This window comes from Streptomyces calidiresistens (genome assembly GCF_014141525.1).
Lineage (GTDB): Bacteria > Actinomycetota > Actinomycetes > Streptomycetales > Streptomycetaceae > Streptomyces > Streptomyces calidiresistens.
Window position 1 is genome coordinate 1 of record NZ_VKHS01000491.1, and the last position, 4258, is coordinate 4258.

Below are 4258 nucleotides of genomic sequence, written 5' to 3' on the forward strand. Positions count from 1 at the left end.
GCCCGGTCCTTCCCTCTCCCCCGCCCCGACCCACCGGCCCGTATGCAAGGAGTCCTGCCGCAGCCATGAGTCCTCTCGCCGAACACGTCCTCCTCGCCTTCGACCCGGGGATCACCCCCAGCGGGGGCGGCCTGCCGGGATTGGCCGTCCTGAAGAACGTCGTCAGCTCGATCAACCTGTTCGGCATCATCGCCGTGGTCGGCGCGCTCGCCGTCAGCCTGGCGGTGTGGGCCTGGGGTCACCACAGTGGTGGTCACCAGGCCGAGGCCAACGGCAAGAAGGGAGCCGTCGTGGCCGCGGGCGCCGGGGCATCGGCGCGCCCCTGCCCCGGCGGGTCGTCGGCCGCCGGACCGGTGTCCCCGTCCGGGCCGCCGGGGCCCTCGGGTCCGCCCTCCGGATCCTCCGGACGGTCGGTGTCGCCGGGTCCCCCGGGGCCCTCCGGTCCGTCGGGTCCGGCGGGATCATCCGGCCCCTCGGGGTCCCCGGGGTCCTCCGGGTCCGGGTGGCGGTCCAGGACCTCGTCCAGCAGGTCCTCGTCCAGGCCCGGCGCGTCGAAGGGGTTGCGCCGCCGCCGGTGGGGGAGGGCCAGCAGCGCGGCCCGACGCACGTCGGCGACGGTCACCGAGGTGCGGCCGTCCCAGGCGGCCAGGGTGGCGGCGGTGCGGGCGGTGACGATGTCGGCCCGCATCCCGTCCACCTCGAAGGCCGCGCACACCGCGGCGATGCGCAGCAGCGCGGTGTCGTCCAACTCCACCCGGGGCAGCAGGTCGCGGGCGGCGGCGATCCGGTCGCGCAGCTCCTCCTCCGGGCCCGCCCAGCGCGCGGCGAAACCGGCGGGGTCCGCGTCGAAGGCGAGCCTGCGGCGGACCACCTCGACCCGTTCGGCCGGCTCCCTGGAGGCCGCCACCTCCACCGTCAGGCCGAACCGGTCCAGCAGTTGCGGCCGCAGTTCGCCCTCCTCCGGGTTCATCGTGCCGACCAGCAGGAACCGTGAGGCGTGCCGGACCGAGACCCCCTCCCGCTCCACCCGGGAGGAGCCCATCGCGGCGGCGTCCAACAGCATGTCCACCAGGTGGTCGTGGAGCAGGTTCACCTCGTCCACGTAGAGCACGCCCCGGTGCGCCTCGGCCAACAGCCCGGGCTCGAACGCCTTCACGCCGTCGGTCAGCGCCCGCTCGATGTCCAGCGAGCCGACCAACCGGTCCTCGGCGGCGCCCACCGGGAGTTCCACCATGCGTCCCCGGCGGACCGTGCCCGGGCCGCCGGGCTCGTGGGGGCCGTCGGGGCACCCGGGGTCGGGTTCCGTCGGCGAGCAGGCGAAGCGACAGCCGGGCACCACCGTCACCGGGGGCAGCAGCGCGGCCAGCGCCCGCACGGCGGTGCTCTTGGCGGTGCCCTTCTCACCGCGCACCAGGACGCCGCCGATCGCCGGGTTCACCGCGTTCAGCAGCAACCCCAGCAGCAGATCCTCCATGCCCACCACGGCGGTGAACGGATAGCCCGTGCCGCCCCGCTCGTCGCCGTCCGCCGTCCTCGGCTCTCCCATGCCCACCCTTTCGCCGGTTGTGCCGGTTGTTCGGGCCGCCCCGTTCGGTCGGGTCGTCCCCGTGCTCGTGTCCCCGTTCCCGGAAGCCCCCGGGGGTGGTGCCGCGGCCGGGGAGGGCCCCGGCCGCGGGCTCACGGTGCCCCCGGTGGAACGAACGGCAGTCCGACCGGGGCGCCCTTCTCGATCAGACGCCACAGCGCGTCGGTGTCGGCGTGTTCCTCGATCAGATCACCGAGGCGGTCCAACTGTTCCTCGCGCAGGGCCGCGAAACGGGTGTCGGGGGCCGGGACGAAGTCCCGCCCGGCATCCGCCGCCACCCGGCGCAGGAACGCCCGCCGGAACCCGTCGCCCTCCAGCATCCCGTGCCAGTGGGTCCCCCACACGGCCCCGACCCGGCAGCCGCCGGGGAAGGCCTCCCCGCCCCGCACGTCGGCGACCCCGTGGTGGATCTCGTAACCGGTCACCGGCTCGCCCAGGGCCCGCCCGCTCGGTCGGGCCAGGGTCTTCTCCCGGTCGAAGCGGATCCGCACCGGCAGCAGACCGAGCCCCTCCACGGTGCCGGCGCGCGACTCCACCTCGTCCTCGATGCGTTCGCCCAGCATCTGGAAACCGCCGCAGACGCCCAGGATCGGTCGCCCCTCGGCGGCACGGCGCGACAACGCCTCCGCCAGACCCCGTTCCCGCAGCCGGCGCAGCGCCCGCACCGTGCCGCGGGTGCCGGGGACGATCACCAGGTCGGCGTCGGCGATCTCCTCGGGGCGGTCGCAGAACCGCACCACCACGCCGGGCTCGGCGGCCAGCGCGTCCACGTCCGTGAAGTTGGACATCAGCGGCACGGAGACGACCGCGACCCGCAGCACCCGCGAGCCCGGTGTCGGTGCGGTGTTCGTCTCCCGCACGGTGCCCCGCACGGAGAGCCGCAGACCGTCCTCCTCGTCGATGCCCAGGCCGTCCCGGTGGGGCAGGACCCCCAGCACCGGACGGCCGGTCACCCCGCGCAGGCTCTCCAACCCCGGCTCCAACAGGGCCGGGTCGCCGCGGAACTTGTTGATCAGATATCCCGCCAGCAGCTCCTGGTCGCCGGCCGACAGCAGGGCGGTGGTGCCGAAGAGCGAGGCGAAGACGCCACCGCGGTCGATGTCGCCGACCACGACCACCGGGAGCCGCGCCGCCCGGGCCAACCCCATGTTGACGATGTCGCTGTGCCGCAGGTTGATCTCGGCCGGGCTTCCCGCGCCCTCGCAGATCACCGCGTCGTGGGTGCGCCGCAACTCGGCCAGGCACTCCAGCACCCGGTCGAACACCATGGCACGCCGTCGGTCGTGGAAGCCCCGCGCGCTCAACTCGCCCACCGGGCGACCCATCAGCACCACCTGACTGGTGCGGTCGCCACCGGGTTTGAGCAGCACCGGGTTCATCAGCGCGCTCGGCTCCACCCGAGCCGCCGCGGCCTGCATCGCCTGCGCGCGACCGATCTCCGCCCCGTCGGCGGTGACGAAGGAGTTCAGCGACATGTTCTGCGCCTTGAACGGAGCCACCCGCACGCCCCGCCGGGCCAGCCAGCGACAGATGCCGGCGGTCACGACGCTCTTGCCGGCGTCCGAGGTGGTGCCGGCCACCAGCAGGGCGCCGCCCGTCCCGGTTCCCCGGGTGTCCCGGTCATCCACGGGTCCTGCCCCCTCGACGGTGTGCCCGGTGTGCCCGGTGTGCCCGGCGGTCGGGCCGTTCGCGGGGCGCGCGCCGTCCGCCGACCGTTTCCGAAAGGAGCGCGCCGGCCGCCGCCACCGCGACCGCGGCGGCGCCGACGCGTCGGGAGAGCCGCACCGCCCGGGCGATGTCCCCCGGCTCCGGGGCGCGTCCGGCGGCGTTGAGGACGGGTCGGTGCTCCACCCGCCCGCCGTAGGAGAGGGTGCCCCCCAGCCGCAGCCCCAGCGCGCCGGCGAAGGCGGCCTCCACCGGACCGGCGTTCGGGCTCGGGTGTCGTCCACCGTCGGCGCGGCGGGCCCGCAGCGCGCCGCGGGGGTCGGGGCCGACCGCGGCCGCCAACAGGGCGGTCAGGCGGGAGCCGGGCAGCCCCGCGAGGTCGTCGGCCCGGGCCGAGGCCCACCCGAACCGCGCGTACCGGGGCGAGCGGTGACCCACCATCGCGTCCAGGGTGTTCACGGCGCGGAACCCGACCAGGCCGGGCACACCGGCCACCGCGCCCCACACCAGCGCGCCGACCACGGCGTCCGAGGTGTTCTCGGCCACCGACTCCACCACGGCGCGCGCGATGCCGTCCGCGTCCAACGCCGCCGGGTCGCGTCCGCACAAGCGGGGCAGCAGCTCCCGGGCCGTGCCGAGATCGCCCGCCTCCAGTGCGGCGCCCACGCGCAGCGCCTCCCGGCCCAGGCTCGTCCCGCCCAGCACGGCCCAGCCGGCCGCCGCGGTCAGGGCGGTGCGTCCCGCCGGCCCGGGGCGGCGTGCCACCAGGGCGGCGGGTACGACGACCCCGCCGACGCACAGCGCGGTGAAAACGGCCCCGGCGGCCCGGTGGTCACGCCACAACGGCTTCTCCAGGGCGCCCGCCGCGCGGCCGAAGCCGGCCACGGGGTGGCCGCGGCGCGGATCGCCGAACAGCCGGTCCGCCAGGTAACCGAGCACCAGGCCGACGGCGGTGGGGGCGGGAGCCGGTCGACCCGCACGCGGGGAACGGGCCGAGGGGTTCGGGAC

Annotated in this window: 2 protein-coding genes and 2 pseudogenes; 1 reads left to right on the top strand and 3 read right to left on the bottom strand. The window is 76.1% G+C overall.

The window, feature by feature from the left end; all coding sequences use genetic code 11:
* Positions 1-65 precede the first annotated feature (65 nt).
* Positions 66-305: pseudogene (locus tag FOE67_RS29465) on the top strand (DUF6112 family protein); the annotation flags it as partial.
* On the opposite strand, the pseudogene FOE67_RS18260 reads toward FOE67_RS29465, so the two are convergent.
* The 3 genes and pseudogenes from FOE67_RS18260 to FOE67_RS18270 all read right to left on the bottom strand — a co-directional run.
* Positions 287-1546 (bottom strand): annotated as a pseudogene (locus FOE67_RS18260) (magnesium chelatase ATPase subunit I); the annotation flags it as partial. The pseudogenes FOE67_RS29465 and FOE67_RS18260 overlap by 19 nt on opposite strands.
* Before the next feature lie 131 nt (positions 1547-1677).
* Entirely contained in the window at positions 1678-3213 is a 1536-nt protein-coding gene (locus tag FOE67_RS18265) for a cobyric acid synthase (RefSeq protein ID WP_182665631.1), read from the bottom strand.
* Positions 3206-4192 (bottom strand): cobalamin biosynthesis protein, encoded by a 987-nt coding sequence (locus FOE67_RS18270; protein ID WP_182665633.1) that lies wholly within the window; start codon positions 4190-4192, stop codon positions 3206-3208. The genes FOE67_RS18265 and FOE67_RS18270 overlap by 8 nt, the downstream gene beginning before the upstream one ends.
* Positions 4193-4258 lie beyond the last annotated feature (66 nt).